We start from the raw sequence: 19,362 nt of genomic DNA on the forward strand, positions 1-19,362 counted from the left end.
AAATAAATATGAATTTTACAAAATGCAGAGAGGGATTATACTGCTACCTTCCCTCTCTGCATTAGGTTATACCTCAATGTTTAGCAAATTGCTATATCCGCTTTCCCGTTGTGAATTCCAGGTAGAAAATAGCTTTAACAATGTAGAACTAAAGGAGGAATCAGAGCCATTGCTACTTAACTGATTGATTAATGAATCAATCGCAGAACTAATCTGGTTACTTTCATTTATTGAAGAGTAAGCAGAGGCAGCTGAGTTCATATTATTTGGTGGCGGTGGTGGCTGAAAATTTTCTTTCATAAAATTGTTCAATTCATCTTTACTTAATACTCCATCTCCATCTGTGTCATAAAGAGAGAAGGAATCTGTATCCGTGGATTTACCCGTAATTTCAGACATCTTACTTGTAAATTCTTCAAACTCAGTTTCATCAATGCTGTCATCCCCATTGGTATCTATTTTACTGAAAATATCTTCTCTTTGCTTCATATGTGGAGGTGGTGGGACATTTTCCTTCATAAAACTCTGAAGTTCATCTTTGCTTAATGAGCCATTTTCATCTGCATCATAAGTTGAAAGAATATCCTTGATATCAAATGATTTACCCGAAATAGTTGAAATATCTTCTAAGAATGAAGAAAGTTCTGTTTCATCAACTGTGTTGTCAGAATTAGTGTCAATTTTAGAAAACAATCCATCAAAACTTTTCTGCCTTGATTGCGAATTCATAATATAGGCATAATTTCCTATATTGCTTAAATTGATTTCCATTTTGTCCCTCCTTGTTAATTTTTCTATTCAAAAATTTTTTTACCTTACTTTAAACCCTCATAATACATCACCTCCTGTTTTTTATTTATCTCTATATAGAAATATCGCCTCTGTCTGTGTAAAAAATGTGAATAAAATAAGGAAATATTTTGAAAATAAACATTTAATAATATTTTGGTTGTAAAATAAGACTATGAAGCTTTCTTTAAGACAGAAATTATTTCTTTCAATCTTTGGTGCAACGGCAATGGCTCTTTTATCAGTTTTCTTTTTTGTCTATTGGAGTATTAATTACGGTTTTTTTGAATATTTAAATCAAATTGAACAAAGCAGGCTTGAGCAATTAGGAATGAGACTTTCAACTCTATATGCTCAAAGCAAAAACTGGCAATTTCTAAAAGATAGCCCTGAAATGTTTTATCAACTTTTAGAGAATATCAACAATAACCAGCCATCTCTGCAATTTCCTCCACGTCCTCATCTTCCGTTTCCCCCTTTTGTGGTCTTAGATATGGATAAAAATCCTGTCGTTGGAGATAGTTCTGACATTAAAAATTTGAAATGCAAGCCAATTTTTTATGAACAGGAAATAATTGGTTATATAGGGATAAGATCACCAAAGCATTTTTTATCGCCACCTCAAATAGATTTTCTAAAAAAACAAAAAACCGCTTTATTGATTATAGTTGCCTCTGTATTATTATTTGTAGGAATATTTTCAATATCTATTTCTAAATATTTGATATATCCTTTAAAGGAAATGGCTAAAGCGACAAATAAGATTACTGCAGGCAATTACTCTGCAAGAGTTTCTGTATCCTCTGCTGATGAGATAGGAAAATTAGCCAAAAATTTTAATGAGATGGCTCTGGCACTTGAAAAGAATGAAAAGGCGAGAAGACAATGGATAGCTGATATTTCTCATGAAATAAGAACTCCTGTAACCATTCTAAGAGGAGAAGTGGAAGCTATAATAGACGGTATCAGACCCCTTAATCTTGAAACTATTAACTCAATCCATAACGAAATTTTAAGACTTAACAGACTTGTAGAAGACCTTTATCAACTTGCCATTTCAGATATTGGAACATTAAATTACCATAAAGAAAAGATTGATTTGAAAAATTTACTTATAAAGTCTGTGCAAACTTATTTCCAAGAGTTCAACAAAAAGAATATTAAAATAAGAATAGAGGTAGCGCAAGAGCCTGTCAATATATATGCTGATAAAGAAAGAATGCAACAACTTTTATCCAATTTATTTGATAACTCTTTAAAATATACAAATTCTGGAGGGCAATTGATAATCCGTCTAGTTTCAGATAAAAAACAGACAACTATTGAATTTGAGGATTCTGAACCAGGAATACGTGAAGAAGAATTGAATAAAATTTTTGAAAGATTTTATAGAGTAGAAACCTCCCGCAGTAGAAAAACAGGGGGTTCTGGACTTGGTCTTGCTATCTGTAAAAATATTGTTGAGGCACATGGTGGAACAATTTCAGCTTTTCCTTCCTCTATGGGTGGAGTTTTAATAAAAATAATACTGCCTCAGAATGAACTATGAAAAAGAAAATCTTAGTTGTAGAAGATGAGCCTAAGCTTGCAAATCTTTTAATAGACTATTTAAAAGCCTCAGGATTTGAAGCTTTTTGGCTTGATGATGGTGCAAGAGTTATACAATGGACAAAGGAAAACTGCCCTGATCTGATTATTCTTGATGTCATGCTTCCTAACAAAGACGGATTTGAAATATGCAGGGAAATACGTTCATTTTCTACTATCCCTATTATTATGGTAACAGCAAGAATTGAGGAAGTGGATAGAATTGTTGGTCTTGAATTAGGTGCTGATGATTATATATGTAAGCCTTTCAGTCCGAGAGAATTAATTGCAAGAGTAAAAGCTATATTCCGCCGTATGAATTTTAAAGATGACAAAGCAATCAGCTTTCCTTCAGGGTTTTACCTTGATGAGAATAGTTTAAAAGCCTTTCTTAATGGTCAAGAACTTCATCTTACAACTGTTGAATTTAGGCTCTTAAAAATTCTTATTTCTAATCCTGGTAGAGTTTTTACTCGCAGTCAACTTATGGATATAATGTACCCCGATAACAGAATTGTAAGTGACAGAACAATTGATAGTCATATAAAAAAGTTACGGAAAAAAATTAAAGAAATAAGTCCTGAAAAAGAAGTGATATATTCTGTATACGGTGCAGGCTATAAATTTGAACTTTTTCAATAATATATAAGACTGCTCAAATAATTTCTTGTAAATTAATAAACTACAAGTCTGATATTTTTCATTTATCTTTATCTGTTATTTCTTGTCTTCCTTTTCTATCATTCAGAACGGAGCGATAAATCCCCTCCGCCTCAGAATATTGTAAGCTGTAAGTATTATTTAAAGTGAGAAAAAAAGATGTAGTAATATGGTAATTCAGGACTTTTTGAAAAATTAAAGATGTTATCTTACAAATTTTCAAGTTTCCATAGTTTTTACCATAAAGCCGGGGCATGAACTACATAACATTTCAGAGGTTTTTTTGCTTTTAATCCATGAAGTTCTTTGCTTGCGATGGCTATAATATCATCTTTTTTTACTGTTTGCCAGTTGTCTCCCATATACATTTCTCCTTCACCTTCAATTATAAATATGCTGTCAACTTCTTTTTCATGAGTATGTAAAGGGATTTCAACTCCTGAGTCAAGCTCAAGAATTATAATACTTAATTCAGGATGTTTTTCTTTTGTAATAACATAACCAACCTTTACTCCTTCAAATTTAGGATGTGGTTTCATCTGAACTTCGTTTAAATTGATTTTTAATGCCATTTTTGCCCTCCTTTTTTATTCAAGTATCATTAAAGCTACATTTTCAATATGATATGTCTGGGGAAACATATCAACAGGTTGAATTTCTTTGAGTTTATATCCCATTTCCTTTAGATATTTTAAGTCTCTTGCAAGCGTTGAAGGCTCACAGGAAACATAAATTACTTTTTTAATCTTTTTTTCTGCTATTGCCTGCAAAACTTCTTTCATACAGCCTACTCTTGGTGGGTCAATGACTATTGCATCACCATTTATTTTTGATTCAAAAAGCGCTTCTTCTGTTTTTTTGCATAAATAGGTGATGTTATCAAAATTTTTTATATTTATCTGCGCATCTTTGTATGCAGAGCGGCTTTCTTCAATTGCAATTACCTTTTCTGCTTTTTGAGCTAAAAATACTGTAAATGTTCCTACTCCTGCATAGGCATCTATAACTGTTTTATCTTCTTGTGTTATGTAGTTTAAGACAGTTTGAATTAGTTTTTCTGCCTGATAAGTATTAACCTGAAAAAATGAAGGTGCAGATATTATAAAATCTTTTCCAAGAAGTCTTTCATAATAAAATTTTTGACCTGTTTCTATTTCTACTGTATCCATTTCTGGTTGAATTAGCCATGTGCCTGTATTTATCCCGTATCTTATTGTTATGTTGTGGCTTTTTCTTTTTGGCTTTTTGCCTTGAAGAAGTGAAAGCATTTTATTTATCTTATCATGCATTATGTGACAGCATTCTACATGAAGAAATTTATGAGTACCTCTGATTTTAAATCCTAAAAGATTTTGTCTGTTTATTGAAAAATCTGCTCTGTTACGATAGTTATAAGGGCTTTCAGCTTTTAAGGTAAGATTTGTAAAGTCTTCAGGATTTTCAAAACCTCCAATTCTTTTTAGTTGCTCCATAACAACTATTTCTTTGAGCTTTATTTGATAACTATATGCAACATGTTGAAAGCTGCATCCACCACAAATACCAAATAATTTACAAGGGGGATTTTCTCTAAAAAAGGAAGGCTCAATAATATCTAATATTTCTGCTCTGCAGTAATCTTTTTCGTCTTTTATTATTTTTGCTTTAACCGTTTCACCAGGGATAGCATATGGCACAAAGACTACTTTACCATTATGTTTCCCAATAGCCTCACCAAGATGGGCAATTCCTGTAAGGGTAATTTCAATTTCACTCATAGAAGTTCCTCAAAACAAGGAATGCATAGTATTTTACCTTTTAGTAAACGTGCTTTTACTTCTGCTACTTTTTCTCCGCAGTTTTCACATTTGAGACTTTTAAATATTCTTGCTTCTTTTGGTGGTATTATTTGGGGATAGGTTATCTTTAAAATTTCATCTTTTTTAGCTTTTAATATCTGGTTTATTTTTTGAGCCTTTCTTTTTTCTATAAATTCAACAATCTCTCGTGATCTATCTCCTTGCATAAATCTTTGCCACAGTGTTTTTTCTTTCTCAGATTCTTTAAACTCAAAGTCAACTGAAAGTCTTACTACTTTATTGTCTTTTCTATTAAAAAATGTGTATACCTGTTTACCATAATCCCTGAATATCAAATTTCCCTTGCCAAAGGTGCATCCTGTGATCACCTGAATAGCATCTACAGCACATGAGTCATTTTCAACAATACATACAAGTTCTTCATCATGAGCTCTTTCATTCAATCCGAGTTCTTCAATCGCTGTTACTGCAACTTTATAACCAAGTGCAAGACCAGGACAACTATGACCATGAAACTTTATGACATCTTCAAAACTAAATTTCATCTTTCCCTCCAACAAAATTTGTAATTATTACTTTGTATCCTTCCTGTCCCATTGATTTAGCTAAATTGAAGGCTTCGTCATAGTTTGTAAACTTTCCAACTCTAACTCTGTAAAAAATCTCTCCTTTTATATTTGATTTATTTATGTAAACATTCTGATATTTAAAACTTAAAGCTTGTTTTAATCGTAATGCATTGTCAATTTCTTTAAAAGCACCTACCTGTATTGTTAATGCTCCAGATAGAGGAGTATATCTTACATATTTTACATAATTCATATCCCTTCCAATTGGTTCCATTAAAACCTCTGCTGTTCCTGGACCTATTAAATCAATCTTTTTTGCTGAGGCATATGATAAATCAAGGTCTCTTCCTGGGACAAATGGTCCTCTGTCATTTACTGTGCATGTAACATTCTTACCATTTTGAAGATTCACAACTTTTAGTTTGGTTCCAAAAGGATATTCTCTGTGAGCACACGTGTAATCATACATGTTGTAAATTTCTCCTGAGGCTGTTGGTCTTCCATGAAAATCGGGTCCATACCATGAAGCAACACCTTTCCGTGCTTCTGTCGGAGCATATTCAACTGAAGGAGGTTTTTTTACAGGAGCACAGGAAATTATCAGCAACATACATAAGCTAATTATCTTAAGCCTTACACCTTTAGCCTCAAGTCTAAAGAATGTATCTGCTAAGGTCTTCACTTTTTATTATTTCGCTCAATTTTTCTCTTACAAACTTAGCATCAATTGTTATTTTCTGCCCCTTTAACTCTGAAGCATTAAATGAGATGTCTTCAAGAAGTTTTTCCATTACTGTGTGTAGCCTTCTTGCACCAATGTTTTCTGTTTTTTCATTTACCTGTTGAGATATATCCGCAATCTCTTCTATTCCATCCTGTGTGAACTCAAGATAAACATCTTCTGTTGCTAAAAGAGCAATATACTGCTTTATGAGTGCATTGTCAGGTTCTGTAAGAATTCTTACAAATTCTTCCTTGCCAAGAGAATTAAGTTCAACTCTAATAGGAAATCTACCCTGAAGCTCAGGTATCAAATCAGAAGGTTTTGCCACATGGAAAGCTCCTGCAGCAATAAAAAGAATATGGTCTGTTTTTACAGGACCATACTTTGTTGTAACAGTTGAACCCTCTACAATTGGAAGTAAGTCTCTTTGAACTCCTTCACGAGATACATCAGGTCCGTAGGAACTACCACGAGATGCAATTTTATCAATCTCATCTATGAAAACAATTCCTGTTTGCTCTACTCTCTCAATGGCTTCTTTTGTTACCTTTTCCATATCAATCAATTTATTTGCTTCTTCTTGTGTAAATAACTGAATAGCCTCTGGAATTTTTACTTTTTTTCTTTTTACTTTTTCTGGCAAAAAACTTCCAAGCATTTCTTTAAGATTTATCTCTATTTCTTCCATTGCTACATTAGAGATAATGCCAAAAGGCACAACTTTTTCCTTTAAATCAATCTCAATGTATCTTTCATCAAGTATGCCTTCTCTGAGTTGTTTTCTGAGTTTCTCTCTTGTTTCTTTATATCGTGTTCTTTCCTCTGCTTCATTCATATCCCTTGTATATCTTGGTTGAGGTAGAAGTATGTCAAGAACTCTTTCTTCAGCAAGCTGTCTTGCCTTTTCCTGAACTCTTTCAGTATGTTCCTGTTTAACCATATTCATTGCAACTTCTGTAAGGTCTCTTATTATGGATTCTACATCCCTGCCCACATATCCCACTTCTGTAAATTTTGATGCTTCAACCTTGACAAAAGGTGCATTTACAAGTCTTGCAAGCCTTCTTGCGATTTCTGTTTTTCCAACTCCTGTCGGACCTATCATTAATATATTCTTGGGAAGTATCTCATCTCTTAGTTCCTTTGGAAGAAGTTGTCTACGAAATCTGTTTCTTAAAGCTATTGCAACAGCTTTTTTAGCACTTTCTTGACCTATGATGAATTTATCAAGTTCTTCAACAATTTTCTTGGGAGTAAGATTTTCCATCAGCTTAATTCCTCCGTAATTATTATGTTATTTGTGTAGATACATATTTTTGATGCTATTTCCATTGCTTTTATAGCGATTTCTTTTGCTGGAAGTTCAGTATTATCATATAATGCTTTTGCTGCTGCAAAGGCAAAAGGTCCTCCTGAACCTATTGCAGCAACCTGGTCTTCAGGTTCAATAACATCACCATTTCCAGAAATAATTAAAATATGTTCTTTATCTGCAACAATCAGCAATGCTTCAAGTCTTCTTAAAATTTTGTCAGTTCTCCAGTCTTTGGCAAGTTCAACAGCAGCTCTTAATAGATTCCCTTTGTAAGTTTCAAGTTTTCCTTCAAATCTTTCAAAAAGTGTAAAAGCATCTGCTGTAGAACCAGCAAAACCTGTAAGCACTTGACCATTATAAAGTTTTCTTATTTTTTTTGCGTTATGTTTAAGAACTGTATTTCCCATTGTAACCTGCCCATCAGAGGCTATTATCACTGAATCATTTCTTTTTACGCATAAAACAGTTGTACCATGAAAATCCATTATTCATCCTCCTTTGAAAGTGGGTGAGATTTATCATAAACTTCTATTAAATGTTTTAAATCAACATGTGTGTAAATTTGAGTTGTTGAAAGAGATGCATGTCCGAGCAGTTCCTGAATAACTCTCAAATCAGCTCCTTCCATAAGAAGATGACTTGCAAAGGTGTGTCTGAGAGTGTGAGGGCCTATTTTCTCAAGAACTCCTATAAATTTTGCATATTTTTCAACAATCCTTCTTACCTGTCTATCAGAAATTCTCTGACCTCTATTATTTATAAACAGAGGAGTTTCATCTAAGGAAAGCTTTTTTTTAATCCTGAGTATTTGCCTTATGGCAAGATATTTCTTTAAAGCTTCCTTTGCTTTTTGCCCTACTGGAACAATTCTTTCTTTTTTACCCTTTCCTCTTACTTTTATTAGTCCTTCCTTTAAATCTAAATCTTCAAGATTTAATCCGCAAAGTTCACTTACTCTAATACCACTGCTATAAAAAAGTTCAAGAATTGCTTTGTCTCTTTGAACAGTAAATTTATCTTCAGAAGGTGCTTCCACAAGTTTAAAAGCATCATCAACAGTAAGAAATTTGGGTAGGGCTCTTTTTATCTTCACAGAAGACACTACTCTTGCAGGATTGATTTTTATAAATCCTTCTGAATAAAGATAGGAAAAAAAAGACCTTAAAGTGGAAAGTTTTCTCGCTACTGTTGTTTTTGATTTGCCTTTTAGGATTTGCTCTGAAATAAACCCTCTGATAACTATAGGCTCAACTTTTTCAGGCTCAACTTTAGCAAAATTGAAAAACTCTTCCAGATCATTTTTATATGCTCTAAGAGTATGAGAAGAATCCCCTTTCTGGAGCTTTATGTGATTTAAAAAATTGGTTATATAAAATTGAGTATTTGTCATGCTCAAAAAATATTGTAAAATCAATAGCTAAATTTAATCAACAAGAGAAATTTATTTTGAAATTACAAAGGTTCTTTAATCACTAACTGTAATTCCGAGAGGAGATTAAAACCCCTTGTAATCTGTCCCGAAAGGGTTTTTCCGAGGGCATTGCTCCTTTTCAGCCTTTCGCTGTCATTCTGAGCACCCTCAATGGGTGCGAGGAATCTCTACTACTATTCCATTCCGGAAAGTGGAGATTCCTCGCAGACCCTTCGCCTACGGCTCAGGGCTCGCTTCGCTCGGTTCGGAATGACAGTTTTGCTGCCACCCTAAGCAAAGCCGATGAGTCTTCTTCTCAGAACGGTGGAAATTCTTTGCAGACCTTTCACTTCTCCTTCGTTTATACTCTGGACAGAGTTTGGGAGCATTTTCTTTAATTTTAGCTTCCAAATTCATATAAAAAATCTATCATTATCGTAACTTGACTCCATTTTATAACACTTTGATTTGACTAAAAATAAATCAAAGTGCTTGACATAAAGGCATTTATTAGTTTATAAAATTTTGTTTTAGCATTTTTTCAGATAAAAAACAAGGAGTTGCTAATGGGGAAAATAAAGCTTGCTATTGTTGGTATAGGAAATTGTGCAAGTGCTCTCATCCAGGGAATTGAGTATTATAAAAAGCATAATTCACCAGAACAGGTTCCTGGTTTAATGCATTTTAATCTTGGAGGATATCTACCAGGAGATATAGAAATCGTAGCTGCCTTTGATATAGACAAAAGAAAAGTAAATAAACCTTTAAAAGAAGCTGTCTTTGCTAAACCTAACTGCACAAAAGTATTTTTTTCAGAACTGCCAGATTATTCTGTCAGAGTGTCAATGGGTCCTGTACTTGATGGAGTTGCAGAACATATGAGGGATTACCCTGATGATAAGAGGTTTATCCCATCCGATGCCAAACCTGTAGATGTAGTAGATATCCTAAAAAAATCAGGTGCAGAAATAATGATTAGCTATCTTCCTGTTGGCTCAGAAGAGGCAACTCGCTTTTATGCTCAGGCTGCCCTTGATGCAGGAGTTGCATTTATTAACTGTATTCCTGTCTTTATAGCATCAAATGATGAATGGATAAAGAAATTTGAAGAAAAAAATATTCCAATAATAGGAGATGATATAAAAAGCCAAATTGGTGCCACAATTGTTCATAGAGTTCTTACAAAACTTTGTATGGATAGAGGGGTAAGGATAACAAATACTTATCAGCTTAATGTAGGTGGAAATACTGATTTTCTCAATATGCTAAATCGTAGCAGACTTGCTTCAAAAAAGATTTCTAAAACAGAAGCAGTAACAAGTCAAATTTCTCATGATATTACTGCTGATCATATTCATATAGGTCCTTCTGATTATATTCCATGGATGAATGATAACAAAGTATGCTTTTTAAGAATAGAGGGTGAAATTTTTGGAAACATTCCAATTAATCTTGAACTCAGACTTTCTGTAGAGGATTCTCCTAATAGCGCAGGTGTTGTTATTGATGCTATAAGATGCTGTAAATTAGCTCTTGATAGAGGTATAGGTGGATTACTTATATCACCTTCAGCCTATTTTATGAAGCATCCAAGAGTTCAGTATCCAGATGAAGTGGCAAGAAATATGGTGGAGGAGTTTATAGAAGGCAAGAGGGAAAGATAACTTGCTAAGTGAGAAATTCAGCCATTTTTTAGATAAACCCCTTTCACCTTTAGCAAAAGCCTTTCCTGTAAATCCAAATATTATTACTTTTATCGGAATGATTATAACTTCCTCTTCAGGTTTTGTAATCCCTTTCAATCTCTTTTTAGGTGGTATTCTTATCCTTGCAGGTGGTGTATTTGATTTAATAGATGGAATAGTTGCAAGGGTTAATGGCAGGACAACAAAATTTGGAGCTCTTTTTGATTCAACTCTTGACAGAATTGCAGATGGATTTATTTTTCTTGGTATAGCATGGCACTTTTTTAATATCAATGATGATATTGCTCTTTATTTAACAATTTTATGTATGATAGCCTCTTTTTTGATTTCCTATGTTAGAGCAAGGGCAGAAGGATTGGGAATATCCTGTAATGTGGGAATAATAGAGAGACCTGAACGGCTGATTTTTCTTGCCTTTGGGTGTTTAACAGGTCTTTTGTTCCCGATATTATTAGTTCTTACAATTCTCAGTTGGGCTACTGTAATTCAGAGAATTTTCCATGCCAAAAAACAGTTCAATAATTTGCATCAATAAGATTTAAAATGTTATCCTTTTTTAAAGAAGGAGGCTTATATGAATGAGACATGGATAATTATCTTAAGCATTGGTTATTTTCTTGCCACACTCAGTTTAATAGCTGCTTTAATTTTTCTTATTGTTGTAGCAATTGAGTTAAGAAGAGGTATTAATGCTTTTAAAGAGTTTCTTAATGTTACAAAGACAAAATTAGATCCTACTATTAATGAAGCTGAAAAGGTTATTCATGGAGTTAGAGAGTCAGTTGAGGATGTGAATGAAGTAACTTATAAAATAAGAGAACTTTCAAAAACTGTGGAAAAATTAAACTTTATTGTATCTGAACTTGTCACAACTGTTGAAAAAGTAAAAAGCTCGCTTTCACTAAAAAGTAGTGCTTTAAAAACAGCCATAACTGTTGCAGCAAATGTTTTTTTAGAAAACATAAAGAAAGGAGGTAAGTAAAAATGGATGAGGAAAGAGGATTTAGTGCAAAGTCAGTATTTATTTCATTTTTATTAGGTGGAATAGTAGGTGCTGGTTTAGCATTACTTTTAGCTCCACAAGCAGGAAAGGAAACAAGAGCAAGGATTAAAGAAACAGCAGAGGATGTAAAAGAAAAAGCTGAAAGCTATATAAAAGAAGCTAAAGAAAAAATTTCATCAACTCTTGATAAAGCCAAAGAAACATTAGAAGAGAAAAAATCAGCTATTACTAAAGCTGTTGAGGCAGGTAAAGAGGCTTACGAAAAAGAAGTCTCTAAAGAGAAGGAGCAAGAAGCTTAATGCATGAAGCGTCCATTGTTACGGAACTCCTTAGAATAGCTTCTGATGAATGTTCTAAAAACGGTTATACAAAAATAGACTCAATAAAAGTTATAGTTGGCAGGGCAACTGGAGTCATGACAGATGCCCTGCTTTTTGCATTTAATGTTTTAAAAGAAGACACTCTTGCTAAGGAAGCGAATTTAATAATTGAAGAAATTCCTGTTAGAGGAGTCTGTAAAGATTGCGGCAAAGAGTTTGAAAGTAATGAAAACTATCTTATTTTTGAATGCCCAAGCTGTGGAAGCTTTTCAGTAAATATAATTTCTGGAAAAGAACTTAATATTACCGAAATGGAGGTCAGTCAATGAAAGTTAAATTAACAACAAAAATTCTTGATGCAAATGAAAGAATAGCAGAAGAAAACAAAAAAATGTTTAAAGAAGCTGGAGTTTATGTAATAAATCTTATGAGTTCTCCTGGAGCAGGAAAAACTTCTCTTCTTGAAAAAACAATCAGTGTTATCAAAGACAAAGTTAAAGTAGGCGTTATTGAGGGAGACATAACTGGAACTAATGATGCTGAAAGAATTGACCGTCTCGGAGTTCCTGTAGTTCAGATAAACACAGAAGGAGCATGTCATCTTGATGCAAATATGATAGCTGATGCAGCAAAAGATTTACCCTTAAAAGATTTGGACCTTTTATTTATAGAAAATGTGGGTAATCTTGTATGTCCAGCGGAATTTAAAGTTGGTGAAGATGTTAAAGTGATGATATTAAGTTTAACTGAAGGAGATGATAAGCCCCTTAAGTATCCTTTAATGTTTCAGGAATCTTCTGTATTAATTATTAACAAAATTGACCTTAAAGATTTACTTGATGTAAGCGTGGATAAAATAAAAAAAGATGCTCAATTTTTAAATCCCAAAATAAAAATATTTGAAGTATCATGTAAAACCGGGCAGGGAATTGATGAGTGGACCAACTGGCTTATGACGAATATTTCATGAAAGAAGCACTTAAGGAAGCTGAGAAAGCATACGAAAAAGGAGAGATTCCGGTTGGTGCTCTAATAGTTGTAAATGGTGAAATAATATCAAAGGCTCATAATATTAAAGAGACAACTTTTGATCCAACAGCTCATGCTGAAATACTTGCAATAAGAGAAGCTGCAAGGATTCTTGGTGCATGGAGACTTACAGATGCTACTTTGTATGTAACAAAAGAGCCTTGTATAATGTGCTCTGGTGCTATAGTTAATTCAAGAATAAAAAGATTGGTTTATGGTTGTAATGACCCAAAAGGTGGAGCAGTAGTAAGTCTTTATAATATTCTTAATGATAAAAGGCTTAATCATCAAGTTGAAATAACAAACGGCATTCTTGAGGAAGAATGCCGTGTAATTTTAAAAAGATTTTTTAAAGAATTAAGAGAAGATTAATAGATTGGAAATTTCTTACAGAGTTCTTGAACTTTTTTTTGCATATCTTTTATAACTGAATCATTTGAGATATTCTTTATAACCCTTTCAATTATTTCAGCAATTTTTTCCATCTCCTCTTCACCCATTCCACGAGTTGTTACAGAAGGAGTTCCAATTCTTATACCAGATGTAACTGTAGGAGGTTTTGTATCAAAGGGAATAGTATTTTTATTAACTGTTATTCCAGCTTTGTCAAGAGCTTCCTCTGCTTCCTTCCCTGTTATATTAAAATTAGTAAGGTCAACAAGCATGAGATGATTATCTGTTCCATCAGATACAAGTTTAAAACCTTTCTTTTTTAATGCTTCAGCGAGTGTTTTCGCATTTTTTATAACTTTTTTTTGATATTCTTTGAAATCTTCTGAAAGCGCTTCTTTAAAGGCAACAGCTTTAGCTGCTATTACATGGACAAGAGGTCCACCCTGAATCCCAGGGAAAACTGTTTTATCAATGGCTTTTGCATACTGAGCTTTGCACATTACTACACCACCTCTTGGACCCCTAAGGGTTTTATGGGTTGTGGTAGTAATAAAATCTGAGTAAGGGACAGGGCTTGGATGCATACTTGTTGCAATTAAGCCAGCAATATGTGCAATGTCTGCCATTAAATAAGCACCAACTTCTTTTGCTATCTCACTAAATGCTTTAAAATCAATAGTTCTTGGATAGGCACTTGCTCCTGTAATAATTATTTTGGGTTTGTGTTCCTGTGCAAGTCTCCTTACTTCATCCATGTCAATATAGCCTGTTTCTTTATTTACTCCATAAAATACAGTTTTATATAACTTGCCTGTAAAGTTGACAGGTGAGCCATGTGATAAATGTCCACCATGAGTTAGACTCATTCCCATTATTGTATCTCCTGGCTGTAGCATTGCAAAATAAACAGCCATATTTGCCTGTGTTCCAGAATGTGGCTGTACATTTACATGTTCAACATTAAAAAGTTGTTTTGCTCTTTCCTGGGCAAGTCTTTCTACTTTATCAGCATACTCACAACCACCATAATATCTTCTACCAGGATAACCTTCAGCATATTTATTGGTAAATAGTGAACCCTGAGCTTCCATAACAGCTCTACTTGCATAGTTTTCAGAGGCTATCATTAGAATTTTATTCGTCTCTCTTTTCTTCTCTTGAAGTATCAAAGAATAAATTTCAGTATCCACTTCTCTTAAAGATTTCATCTTCATTTATTAATAACCTTCCTTTCTATAATATTTATTTTTTCAACCCTTTTTAAATGTCTTTCAGCTTCAAAGGGTGTGCTAAGCCATGTTTTGACTATCTCTATTGCAAGTCCTTTTCCAATGACTCTTGCGCCCATACAAAGAATATTAGCATCATTATGAAGTCTTGACATTTTTGCAGTAAACAGGTCATTACATAAGGCTGCTCTTACATTCTTAAATTTATTTGCAACTATTGACATTCCTATTCCTGTGCCGCATATTAAAATGCCTCTTTCAGCTTTTTCATCAGATACTGCCTGTGCAACTGCTTCTGCATAGTCTGGATAATCAACAGAACAGGATGAACCAGTTCCCATATCAATAACTTCATGCCCTGCATCTTCAACAATTTGGGAAATTAGTTCTTTTAATTCAAAACCTGCATGATCAGCACCAATTGCAATCTTCATGTTGAGTATTATATATAATTAGAATTATTTTAGTAAATTAATTATGCAGACTTTCTGATGTTTAATGTTGTTATCCACTCTATGATAGAAAGGTTAATCTTTCACTTTTTTCAGTTTTTCCATATCAAATCCGGTTCTCCATAAACATCTATAATTTTTCTTGATAAATGTATGTATCATCAAAATGTAAAACTAATACATGATACATACTCAATCAAGATTGTTTATAACCCTTATTATCTCCCTTATACCTTTTTCTGCTAAAGATAAAAGTTGAAGTAAATTTTCTTTTGAAAAAGGGTAAATCTCAGCTGTTCCTTGAATTTCAATAAATTTTCCTGAACCTGTCATTACTATATTCATATCAACCTCTGCCTGGGAATCTTCTGCATAGCATAGGTCAAGTCTTGGTTCTCCTAATACAATGCCAACACTTATTGCTGCAATACTGTCTTTTATAGGATTTTCTGTAATCATTCCAGCATTCATTGCTTTTTTTACTGCTTCAACTAATGCAATATAGCCTCCTGTTATTGATGCTGTACGAGTTCCACCATCTGCTTCAATTACATCGCAATCAATCCATATAGTTCTTTCACCGAGTTTTTCAAGATCAACAACCGCTCTTAATGTTCTTCCAATAAGTCGTTGAATTTCATGTGTTCTACCCCCAACTCTCCCTGATGTTGATTCTCTAAGCATCCTAACAGGAGTTGAACGAGGAAGCATACCGTATTCTGCTGTGATCCATCCCTTTTTTTGGTCCTTTAAAAAGGGAGGCACTTTGTTTTCTATTGAAGCTGTACATATTACACGTGTATTGCCAAGTTCTATTAAAACTGACCCATCTGCATTTTTTATGAAGTTTTTTTCAATTTTTATTGGTCTAAGTTCATCATTTTTTCTTCCATCTGGCCTCATTTAATTTTTCCCTCCTCAAGAGAAACTTTAAAAATGTTATCTATTTTACAATCTAAAAATATTTCACCAATTTTTTTAAATCTGTCAGGAGAATCAGTTACATAGAATGTTTTTCCTCCTGAATTTGTTTTTTCATTTATAAGTCCCTGATAAGAAAGCATTTCTTTTACTTCACGAGATATTTCTTCAGCAGAATCAACAAGTTGAATTCCTTCCATATATTTCTGAATAGTCTTTTTCAGCAGAGGATAGTGTGTGCATCCAAGAATTAAAGTATCAATCCCGCTATTTTTTAATTCTTTTAGATACCTTTCAACTATTAGTTCAGCAATACTGCCTTCTAAAATTCCTTCTTCAACTAATGGCACAAATAACGGGCAGGCTTTTGAAATGACTTCTATTTCTGGTTCTATTGATTTAATTTTTTTTGGATAGGCTCCACTCTGAATAGTTGCTTCTGTTCCAATAATGCCGATTTTCCCATTTTTTGTAGCTTTTAATGCTGCTCTGACACCTGGTTCAATAACACCAATAACAGCTATTGGTAGCTTTTCTTTTAAAACTTCAAGGCTTACAGATGAAGATGTATTGCAGGCTACAACAAGGATTTTAATTCCTTTTTTAAAAAGAAAACTCGCACATTCAATAGAATATTTAATAACTGTTTCAGCAGAACGGATTCCATAAGGAACTCTTGCTGTGTCTCCAAGATAGATCAATTCTTCATTAGGAAGCAATTTCGCTATTTCTTTTAAAACAGTTAATCCTCCAACTCCGGAGTCAAAAATGCCTACAGGTTTTTCTCTCATTAACTTTCCTCCATTACCTCCTTTAAAGATGAGTCAATTGATATATGACCTGAGAGAGTTTCAATTTCTTTGCTCTCTATGAGAATCTTAATATCTTTTATCCATGTGAAGTTTTCTTTCAAAGTTTTATAAAGTGATTTAATTACAAAATATTCTTCCCGCATACTCTGAGGTGCAGCAAAATTTTTTGATAAATCTAAATAAATTATGTTTTCTTTATCTCTATATATTCCAAGAATTTTTGTTTCTTTTAAGGGGGATGGTAGCTCTACTAAAAAAATTTCCAAAATTTTTTCAAGATTTTTTAACTCTAATTCGTCTTTTTGTAAGTATATTTCTTTTGTTACCAAAGAAGTAGAAGAAGGTATATATATTTTAAAGGTTTCAATAGCTTCTTCAGTTTTGAATTTTTCAGAAAATGCCTTTTTATCGTATTTTAGGAAAGAAAAATAAATTATAATTCCTGCTATTATAGCTATCAATATGAAGGAAACTATAATAAGTTTTTTATTCATTTTTAGCCTTTTCCGGTTTGATTTTTGATTTAAAATTTTCTAAAATTACTTGAACCATTACATCTATAAGCTTGTTTGTATAGTTTTTATCAGAAAACAAAACTCGTTTAGGAATTTCAATCATCAATGCAGGTGTGTAAGCTTCTTTCAAAAGAGTTGCAGGCAATTTTTCAGTATAAAGAGGTTCTGAAAATTTCTCCTTTAATTTGTTTGTAAAACTTTTTACTAAGTTATCTTCAGTGAAGAAAACTTTTGAAGGATCATCCTTTGATATATTTTTCTTTATAGGAGATGTATAGATGACAAAATAGTCTCCGGTTGATAAATGAATACTCAGAAATAAAGAGGGACTTAGTTTGTTTTCCAGTTTTAATCTTTTTTTCAATGATAGATATTCATCAATCCCTCTTGTTAGAGATGTTTTTATACCCTTTTGTGCAAGTCTTGATGCTATTTCTTTTGAGATATACAAGTCCATATTTTTTTCATTATTGTCTTTCCCTTGTAAACCGTAATCTTCTCCTCCGTGTCCTGGATCAATTAATACTGAAACAGTTTTAGTTTTTTCTTCAAGGGCTGTTTCTTCTAAATAGGCATCTATAACAAGCCTTGAAGGAGATTCATATCTTGAAACTTTTATTCTATCAATGTTTGAAGTTCCGATAATAAGATTTTTATCTTCTTTTAAAATTTTTAAATCTTTTATACTGTCCTGTGCTGATAAGATTTTTCCATCAAATTCAATTTCAAATGGGCTTATAAAACTCAGCTTTATTTTTCCATCTTTTAATAAATTTACATTTATTGAATAGGCAATCTCAGGTTTCTCACATATAAAAACAAATCTATGAAAATCTTGATGTTTCCCATATTTTATAACTATTTTATGGAGATTATCTTGTGCATTAACATTGACCGATAAGATTAAAAATATTAAAAAAACTGTTTTTTTTATCATTTAGCAGGATTTGGTGTTTTTAAGAATCTTATTCCTGTCCATATAATAATAAAAGCAAATATAACCCTTAGATAAGCATCTGCAAGAGCATGTGCAATATTAGAGCCAATATATGTTCCTAAAATTATTCCAACAATCAATCCTGGAAGCAATTCTTTTATGACATTTCCAAGTTTCAGATGTGTATATGCACCTACAGCACCTGCAGGAACCATACATAATAGAGATGTTCCCTGTGCTATATGTTGTCCATAGTTTAATATAAGAACAAGCGCTGGAACCATAACAGTTCCACCACCTATACCCATCATTCCAGCAAGAAAACCTGCAAATATGCCTATTACAAGAAGGGTAATAATTTTTGCAGTGACTCCAAATTCAAAATGATATAACTCAGCAAGGTAAGGTTTTGCTATTAAAATTAAGGCAGCGAAAATTAAAAAAGCACCAAAAGCTCTTTTAAGTTTCCACTCTGGCAGACTATGTGCAAATTTAGCGCCTATTCTTGCTGTAAAAATTGCTGTGACAGCGAGAATCAAAGATGCGATAAAATCAACAGAGCCTTTCATTCCATATGTAATTGCACCTGTAATTCCTGTAAATACAAGAGCAAATAGACTTGTTCCGTGAGCTCTATGTTGAGTAATTTTGAGAACAGCTACCATAAGAGGAATCATGACTACACCGCCACCAAGCCCAACAAGACCGCCAAAACAACCTGCTACAAGCCCAATCCATAGAGAATGAATAAATCGGCTTTTCATAATCAGAAAATTTAATATTTATCAATCTAAAATGTCAAATTACTTTTTCTGTTGTAGTTCAAAAGCCTTTTTAGAAGTTTCCGCTGCAGCCTGAGCTTTTCTTGCTGCATCCTGTGCTTGCATTACTGCAGCCTTAGATTCTTTAACTGCTTCTTCGGATTTTTTTAATGCTTCCTTTGCTGTCCAGTTAACAGACTCTACATTTGAGCTAACAGCTTTGATGTCTGTTCTAAGAGAAGAAATATCTTTGTTCATATTCTCAAGTTGTTTTTCAATTCTCTCAAGTTTTTGATTGATAGGGTCAGTTTGTTCTTTAACATATTCTTTTGTTGCGCAACCAGTGAGAAAAACAAAAATTGCTCCTGTAATAATTAAAAATCTTTTCATGGTGCACCTCCACAAGATTTTAATTTTGTTTTTATCATAA

25 protein-coding genes are annotated in these 19,362 nt (G+C 33.0%); 9 read left to right on the forward strand and 16 right to left on the reverse strand.

The genetic code is table 11. The annotated features are described in order from the left end of the window. Positions 1 to 66: 66 nt before the first annotated feature. The gene (gene xopAW, locus FLY87_RS09705) at positions 67 to 771 is read right to left on the reverse strand and encodes an EF-hand domain-containing protein (RefSeq protein WP_141267074.1); all 705 of its coding nucleotides are present in this window, start codon (positions 769 to 771) and stop codon (positions 67 to 69) included. Between the two features lie 193 nt (positions 772 to 964). On the opposite strand from xopAW, the gene FLY87_RS09710 reads away from it, so the two are divergent. After that, positions 965 to 2,338 carry an ATP-binding protein gene (locus FLY87_RS09710; RefSeq protein WP_028842380.1) on the forward strand — a complete coding sequence of 458 codons (1,374 nt, stop codon included), beginning with the start codon at positions 965 to 967 and terminating at the stop codon, positions 2,336 to 2,338. Continuing rightward, a complete protein-coding gene (locus tag FLY87_RS09715; RefSeq protein WP_012546865.1) occupies positions 2,335 to 3,018 on the forward strand; it encodes a response regulator in 684 nt (227 codons plus the stop codon). The genes FLY87_RS09710 and FLY87_RS09715 overlap by 4 nt, the downstream gene beginning before the upstream one ends. A 254-nt stretch (positions 3,019 to 3,272) precedes the next feature. Here FLY87_RS09715 and FLY87_RS09720 read toward each other — a convergent pair whose 3' ends face one another. Genes FLY87_RS09720 through xerC form a run of 7 tightly spaced genes read right to left on the reverse strand, consistent with a single transcriptional unit; the run spans position 3,273 to position 8,833 of the window. Next, a complete protein-coding gene (locus FLY87_RS09720; protein WP_028842381.1) occupies positions 3,273 to 3,608 on the reverse strand; it encodes a cupin domain-containing protein in 336 nt (111 codons plus the stop codon). Between the two features lie 15 nt (positions 3,609 to 3,623). Beyond that, positions 3,624 to 4,793, reverse strand: coding sequence for a 23S rRNA (uracil(1939)-C(5))-methyltransferase RlmD (rlmD, locus tag FLY87_RS09725; protein ID WP_038059068.1), 1,170 nt, complete (start codon positions 4,791 to 4,793; stop codon positions 3,624 to 3,626). Continuing rightward, positions 4,790 to 5,380 (reverse strand): FmdE family protein, encoded by a 591-nt coding sequence (locus FLY87_RS09730; RefSeq protein WP_012545142.1) that lies wholly within the window; start codon positions 5,378 to 5,380, stop codon positions 4,790 to 4,792. The genes rlmD and FLY87_RS09730 overlap by 4 nt, the downstream gene beginning before the upstream one ends. Beyond that, on the reverse strand, positions 5,370 to 6,086 hold the full coding sequence (locus tag FLY87_RS09735) for a septal ring lytic transglycosylase RlpA family protein (protein ID WP_169720701.1): 717 nt from the start codon (positions 6,084 to 6,086) through the stop codon (positions 5,370 to 5,372). The genes FLY87_RS09730 and FLY87_RS09735 overlap by 11 nt, the downstream gene beginning before the upstream one ends. Further along, on the reverse strand, positions 6,058 to 7,395 hold the full coding sequence (gene hslU, locus FLY87_RS09740; RefSeq protein ID WP_012546464.1) for an ATP-dependent protease ATPase subunit HslU: 1,338 nt from the start codon (positions 7,393 to 7,395) through the stop codon (positions 6,058 to 6,060). Before hslU ends, FLY87_RS09735 begins: the two co-directional genes overlap by 29 nt. After that, positions 7,395 to 7,928: an ATP-dependent protease subunit HslV gene (hslV, locus tag FLY87_RS09745; protein WP_012546241.1), complete on the reverse strand. Its 534-nt coding sequence runs from the start codon at positions 7,926 to 7,928 to the stop codon at positions 7,395 to 7,397. Before hslV ends, hslU begins: the two co-directional genes overlap by 1 nt. Next, positions 7,928 to 8,833 (reverse strand): tyrosine recombinase XerC, encoded by a 906-nt coding sequence (gene xerC / locus FLY87_RS09750; RefSeq protein ID WP_012545085.1) that lies wholly within the window; start codon positions 8,831 to 8,833, stop codon positions 7,928 to 7,930. The genes hslV and xerC overlap by 1 nt, the downstream gene beginning before the upstream one ends. Positions 8,834 to 9,420: 587 nt before the next feature. Between xerC and FLY87_RS09755 the strand changes: the two genes are divergently transcribed. Genes FLY87_RS09755 through tadA form a run of 7 tightly spaced genes read left to right on the forward strand, consistent with a single transcriptional unit; the run spans position 9,421 to position 13,284 of the window. Further along, positions 9,421 to 10,518: an inositol-3-phosphate synthase gene (locus FLY87_RS09755; RefSeq protein WP_012545936.1), complete on the forward strand. Its 1,098-nt coding sequence runs from the start codon at positions 9,421 to 9,423 to the stop codon at positions 10,516 to 10,518. A 1-nt stretch (position 10,519) separates the two neighbouring features. After that, positions 10,520 to 11,095, forward strand: coding sequence for a CDP-alcohol phosphatidyltransferase family protein (locus tag FLY87_RS09760; protein ID WP_012545889.1), 576 nt, complete (start codon positions 10,520 to 10,522; stop codon positions 11,093 to 11,095). 39 nt (positions 11,096 to 11,134) lie between these two features. Continuing rightward, complete coding sequence (locus FLY87_RS09765) at positions 11,135 to 11,542, forward strand: DUF948 domain-containing protein (protein WP_012546728.1); 408 nt, start codon at positions 11,135 to 11,137, stop codon at positions 11,540 to 11,542. 2 nt (positions 11,543 to 11,544) lie between these two features. Next, a complete protein-coding gene (locus FLY87_RS09770; RefSeq protein WP_012545864.1) occupies positions 11,545 to 11,862 on the forward strand; it encodes a YtxH domain-containing protein in 318 nt (105 codons plus the stop codon). Beyond that, positions 11,862 to 12,212: a hydrogenase maturation nickel metallochaperone HypA gene (gene hypA, locus FLY87_RS09775; protein WP_012546565.1), complete on the forward strand. Its 351-nt coding sequence runs from the start codon at positions 11,862 to 11,864 to the stop codon at positions 12,210 to 12,212. The genes FLY87_RS09770 and hypA overlap by 1 nt, the downstream gene beginning before the upstream one ends. Beyond that, positions 12,209 to 12,853, forward strand: coding sequence for a hydrogenase nickel incorporation protein HypB (gene hypB / locus FLY87_RS09780; protein ID WP_012545559.1), 645 nt, complete (start codon positions 12,209 to 12,211; stop codon positions 12,851 to 12,853). The genes hypA and hypB overlap by 4 nt, the downstream gene beginning before the upstream one ends. Then, positions 12,820 to 13,284 (forward strand): tRNA adenosine(34) deaminase TadA, encoded by a 465-nt coding sequence (tadA, locus tag FLY87_RS09785; protein ID WP_012545402.1) that lies wholly within the window; start codon positions 12,820 to 12,822, stop codon positions 13,282 to 13,284. Before hypB ends, tadA begins: the two co-directional genes overlap by 34 nt. On the opposite strand, the gene glyA is transcribed toward tadA, so the two are convergent. From glyA to FLY87_RS09825, 8 genes are all read right to left on the reverse strand, one after another. Beyond that, on the reverse strand, positions 13,281 to 14,513 hold the full coding sequence (gene glyA / locus FLY87_RS09790) for a serine hydroxymethyltransferase (RefSeq protein ID WP_181406034.1): 1,233 nt from the start codon (positions 14,511 to 14,513) through the stop codon (positions 13,281 to 13,283). The genes tadA and glyA overlap by 4 nt on opposite strands. A gap of 2 nt (positions 14,514 to 14,515) precedes the next feature. Continuing rightward, positions 14,516 to 14,968 (reverse strand): ribose 5-phosphate isomerase B, encoded by a 453-nt coding sequence (gene rpiB, locus FLY87_RS09795; protein WP_141267078.1) that lies wholly within the window; start codon positions 14,966 to 14,968, stop codon positions 14,516 to 14,518. 210 nt (positions 14,969 to 15,178) lie between these two features. Next, complete coding sequence (gene rph, locus FLY87_RS09800; RefSeq protein WP_012545252.1) at positions 15,179 to 15,889, reverse strand: ribonuclease PH; 711 nt, start codon at positions 15,887 to 15,889, stop codon at positions 15,179 to 15,181. Next, positions 15,886 to 16,698, reverse strand: coding sequence for a glutamate racemase (gene murI / locus FLY87_RS09805; protein WP_012545640.1), 813 nt, complete (start codon positions 16,696 to 16,698; stop codon positions 15,886 to 15,888). The genes rph and murI overlap by 4 nt, the downstream gene beginning before the upstream one ends. Further along, entirely contained in the window at positions 16,698 to 17,213 is a 516-nt protein-coding gene (locus FLY87_RS09810) for a GerMN domain-containing protein (RefSeq protein WP_012546501.1), read from the reverse strand. Before FLY87_RS09810 ends, murI begins: the two co-directional genes overlap by 1 nt. After that, positions 17,206 to 18,171, reverse strand: a complete 966-nt coding sequence (locus FLY87_RS09815; RefSeq protein ID WP_141267080.1) for an N-acetylmuramoyl-L-alanine amidase — start codon at positions 18,169 to 18,171, stop codon at positions 17,206 to 17,208. Before FLY87_RS09815 ends, FLY87_RS09810 begins: the two co-directional genes overlap by 8 nt. Then, complete coding sequence (locus tag FLY87_RS09820) at positions 18,168 to 18,935, reverse strand: sulfite exporter TauE/SafE family protein (RefSeq protein WP_141267082.1); 768 nt, start codon at positions 18,933 to 18,935, stop codon at positions 18,168 to 18,170. Before FLY87_RS09820 ends, FLY87_RS09815 begins: the two co-directional genes overlap by 4 nt. 39 nt (positions 18,936 to 18,974) lie before the next feature. After that, positions 18,975 to 19,322 (reverse strand): alanine-zipper protein, encoded by a 348-nt coding sequence (locus tag FLY87_RS09825; RefSeq protein ID WP_012545139.1) that lies wholly within the window; start codon positions 19,320 to 19,322, stop codon positions 18,975 to 18,977. Between the last annotated feature and the right edge of the window lie 40 nt (positions 19,323 to 19,362).

It is taken from the genome of Thermodesulfovibrio sp. Kuro-1 (assembly GCF_006538445.1).
GTDB lineage: Bacteria > Nitrospirota > Thermodesulfovibrionia > Thermodesulfovibrionales > Thermodesulfovibrionaceae > Thermodesulfovibrio > Thermodesulfovibrio yellowstonii.

Excerpts from the sequence above, each read along its gene's own strand:
- xopAW (WP_141267074.1), bottom strand. The coding sequence starts at position 771 with ATGGAAATCAATTTAAGCAATATAGGAAATTATGCCTATATTATGAAT.
- FLY87_RS09710 (WP_028842380.1), top strand. The coding sequence starts at position 965 with ATGAAGCTTTCTTTAAGACAGAAATTATTTCTTTCAATCTTTGGTGCA.
- FLY87_RS09715 (WP_012546865.1), top strand. The coding sequence starts at position 2,335 with ATGAAAAAGAAAATCTTAGTTGTAGAAGATGAGCCTAAGCTTGCAAAT.
- FLY87_RS09720 (WP_028842381.1), bottom strand. The coding sequence starts at position 3,608 with ATGGCATTAAAAATCAATTTAAACGAAGTTCAGATGAAACCACATCCT.
- rlmD (WP_038059068.1), bottom strand. The coding sequence starts at position 4,793 with ATGAGTGAAATTGAAATTACCCTTACAGGAATTGCCCATCTTGGTGAG.
- FLY87_RS09730 (WP_012545142.1), bottom strand. The coding sequence starts at position 5,380 with ATGAAATTTAGTTTTGAAGATGTCATAAAGTTTCATGGTCATAGTTGT.
- hslU (WP_012546464.1), bottom strand. The coding sequence starts at position 7,395 with ATGGAAAATCTTACTCCCAAGAAAATTGTTGAAGAACTTGATAAATTC.
- hslV (WP_012546241.1), bottom strand. The coding sequence starts at position 7,928 with ATGGATTTTCATGGTACAACTGTTTTATGCGTAAAAAGAAATGATTCA.
- xerC (WP_012545085.1), bottom strand. The coding sequence starts at position 8,833 with ATGACAAATACTCAATTTTATATAACCAATTTTTTAAATCACATAAAG.
- FLY87_RS09755 (WP_012545936.1), top strand. The coding sequence starts at position 9,421 with ATGGGGAAAATAAAGCTTGCTATTGTTGGTATAGGAAATTGTGCAAGT.
- FLY87_RS09765 (WP_012546728.1), top strand. The coding sequence starts at position 11,135 with ATGAATGAGACATGGATAATTATCTTAAGCATTGGTTATTTTCTTGCC.
- FLY87_RS09770 (WP_012545864.1), top strand. The coding sequence starts at position 11,545 with ATGGATGAGGAAAGAGGATTTAGTGCAAAGTCAGTATTTATTTCATTT.
- hypA (WP_012546565.1), top strand. The coding sequence starts at position 11,862 with ATGCATGAAGCGTCCATTGTTACGGAACTCCTTAGAATAGCTTCTGAT.
- hypB (WP_012545559.1), top strand. The coding sequence starts at position 12,209 with ATGAAAGTTAAATTAACAACAAAAATTCTTGATGCAAATGAAAGAATA.
- glyA (WP_181406034.1), bottom strand. The coding sequence starts at position 14,513 with ATGAAATCTTTAAGAGAAGTGGATACTGAAATTTATTCTTTGATACTT.
- rpiB (WP_141267078.1), bottom strand. The coding sequence starts at position 14,968 with ATGAAGATTGCAATTGGTGCTGATCATGCAGGTTTTGAATTAAAAGAA.
- rph (WP_012545252.1), bottom strand. The coding sequence starts at position 15,889 with ATGAGGCCAGATGGAAGAAAAAATGATGAACTTAGACCAATAAAAATT.
- murI (WP_012545640.1), bottom strand. The coding sequence starts at position 16,698 with ATGAGAGAAAAACCTGTAGGCATTTTTGACTCCGGAGTTGGAGGATTA.
- FLY87_RS09810 (WP_012546501.1), bottom strand. The coding sequence starts at position 17,213 with ATGAATAAAAAACTTATTATAGTTTCCTTCATATTGATAGCTATAATA.
- FLY87_RS09815 (WP_141267080.1), bottom strand. The coding sequence starts at position 18,171 with ATGATAAAAAAAACAGTTTTTTTAATATTTTTAATCTTATCGGTCAAT.
- FLY87_RS09820 (WP_141267082.1), bottom strand. The coding sequence starts at position 18,935 with ATGAAAAGCCGATTTATTCATTCTCTATGGATTGGGCTTGTAGCAGGT.
- FLY87_RS09825 (WP_012545139.1), bottom strand. The coding sequence starts at position 19,322 with ATGAAAAGATTTTTAATTATTACAGGAGCAATTTTTGTTTTTCTCACT.